The organism is Anaerovibrio sp., assembly GCF_024697385.1.
Classification (GTDB): Bacteria; Bacillota; Negativicutes; order Selenomonadales; family Selenomonadaceae; genus Anaerovibrio.
The window spans coordinates 1-2713 of the sequence record NZ_JAILFV010000004.1 but is presented as its reverse complement, the minus strand read 5'-3'; the positions used below and the strand labels follow the sequence as shown (position 1 = coordinate 2713).

The window sequence follows — 2713 nt, the reverse complement described above, 5'->3', positions numbered from 1 at the left end:
AGTGCAGACAAAGTGCAGACAAATGGCACTTTTAGGGGTAAAACAAAAAGGCCTCCGATTTCTCGGAGGCCTTGATTTTACTGTGGTGCCGAAGGCCGGACTCGAACCGGCACGTATTTGCATACGGCAGATTTTGAGTCTGCTGCGTCTGCCAATTCCGCCACTTCGGCACTTTTGAGTCATGCAACAACATCACACAACAGTGCTATGTTAACACACTATATCAATATTGTCAACTATTTTAGAACATAACTACCGATTATATTTTTCCACCAGACCTGCCAGCCAATGGGCTTTTTCTGATGTTAAGGCTCCTGGAAGCATTCTCCAGCTCCAATTGCCTCCTGAGGTTCCTGGCAGATTCATACGGTTATTGCCGTCCAAGGCCAAAATATCCCACACTGGGACAATGGCTGTACGGGCTTTTGAGGCATAGGCATGTTCCACCAAGGCCTGGCAGAGTGTTTGGCTGTCCGCCCCTTCCTTACCCAAAAGCTTTGCCACTGCAGCTCTGGTTTCGGTATCAGCATCATCCTCCAGCCAGCCCACCACAGTATTATTATCATGGGTACCGGTATAAACAAGGCTGTTTTCCGGTTCCACAAAATTTATTCTGTGGAAGGCATTAAAATGGAGCTCAAACTGCAACACCTTCATTCCCGGATAACCGCATCTTTCACGAAGTATCTCAACCTCATCGGTGATGATGCCCAGATCCTCTGCCACTATTGGCACCTCACCCAAGGCATCCTTTAATTTCCCGAAGAAATCCATCCCCGGCCCCTTGACCCATTCACCATCAATAGCGGTTTCTGCATCGCCGTCTATCTCCCAATAAGCCTCAAAGCCACGGAAGTGATCAATGCGAACCATGTTCACCTGTTCAAGCATACGGCCCAAACGACTTATCCACCAACGGTAGCCGTCCTTGGCCATTTCATCCCAGTCATATTGCGGATTACCCCACAGCTGGCCGGTCTTGCTGAAGTAATCAGGTGGTACGCCTGCCACCTTCAATGGTCTGCCATCCTCACCCAGCTTAAAGAGTTTTTGGTTGGCCCACACATCGGCACTGTTTTGGGATACAAATATCGGCATATCCCCCAAAATTTTTACGCCTTTTCCGTTGGCATAAATCTTAAGCTCCTGCCACTGAGTGGAGAACAAATATTGGTAGAAGCATTCCCTGCCAATCTCCTGAGCCAGTTCATTTCTGGCCTTCTCCAAAGCCTCAGGCCTACGCTTTTTTAGGTCTTCCGGCCACTCTATCCAACCAGCCTCAAGCTGTTGTTTTGAAATGGCTTTAAATAAAGCGTAATCATTGAGCCAATAGGCCTCCTGGCTGCAAAAGCCTTCAAATACGGCCATATCATCAGCATTACCCTTGGTAAAGAAATTATCCGCCGCTTTGGCCAGAAGCTCACCCTTAACTTGACGGGTAAATTCATAATCTGTCTTATTCGTGGCTTCCTTTTCAGGTACCTGGATATCCTCCTCAGTGAGCAACCCCATATCCACCAGCTTTTCCATGGATATAAGCATGGTATTGCCGGCAAAGGCTGATGGGGATGCATACGGAGAATTGCAGTCATCCACCGGAGTCAACGGCAGAATCTGCCATATTTTCTGATTGGCCTCTGCCAAAAAGTCCACGAATTCATAAGCCGAGGCACCAAAATCTCCCACGCCATATTTTGAAGGGAAGCTGGTTGGGTGCATCAGCACACCGCATTCCCTTATATGCTTTGGCTCATCCTTCACGCATCTATATATCTTGACACTGCAAGGCTTCATGGAAACATGGAGAACTTCCCGAATAACCTTGAGCTCTCTGCCATCGCCAAAGACATTTATAAAGCTGCCTGCCCACAGATCACGAACATCCACATAAACGGTGCGCTGTTCCTTGCCACGATTCATCAGGATAATGAATACATCATTTTCCGCAGGCTCCCCAAATACATCCTTGCCATCGTCAATAACCCTTGCATAACCAAATATATCCCCATCGGAATATATTGGTAGGAATTTTCCTGTCTGCAGGGCCACATTTTCATTTCTGAGGTGAATGAGCTTTTTGTACCACTGGCGCAGGTCTTCATCACCGTCATCCCAATCGTATGGAAGACGACAGAAAGGATCCTTATAGCCCTCCATACCAATCTCATCACCATAGTATATACATGGTACCCCTGGGAAAGTCATCTGCCATGCCGCAGCTATTTTCAGTCGGCTCTTGCCCAGCTTTAGTTTTTCATCATCCAGCTTATACTTTGCTTGAATTCTCTCTGGAACTCCCTCACAGGAAGGTGCTTCACCCAATATGGTCAGTATACGCTCCCGATCATGACTTCCCAAAAGATTCATCATGGCATAAAAGTTCTGAACTGGATAATTTTCCTTAAGACTCATTATCCTTCGACAAACTTGATAGCCGTCCACATACCCCAAAAGGAAGTCCATCACTATTTTGCGGAAAGGGTAATTCATGGCAGAATCAATCTCATAACCACAAAGATAATGTCGGTTCACACCATAAGCAACCTTGTTGGAGGCATCCTCCCACACCTCACCGATAAGAACCGAATCCGGGTCAGTTTTTTTCAGCTCCTTGTAAAAGGCCTGAGAGAATTTTTCCGGCAGCTCATCAATAACATCCAGACGCCAACCGCTGATACCCTGTTTATTCCAATAATGAAGTACACTATCCTCT

The 2713-nt window shown here is 46.8% G+C and carries 1 protein-coding gene and 1 tRNA gene; both read right to left on the bottom strand.

Annotated features, from left to right (window positions below; translation table 11 throughout):
• Positions 1-83 precede the first annotated feature (83 nt).
• Positions 84-170 (bottom strand) — tRNA-Leu (locus tag K6C05_RS00205).
• Positions 171-252: 82 nt separating this feature from the next.
• A partial coding sequence (gene malQ, locus K6C05_RS00200; protein ID WP_296730219.1) for a 4-alpha-glucanotransferase occupies positions 253-2713 on the bottom strand: 2461 nt, incomplete at its 5' end.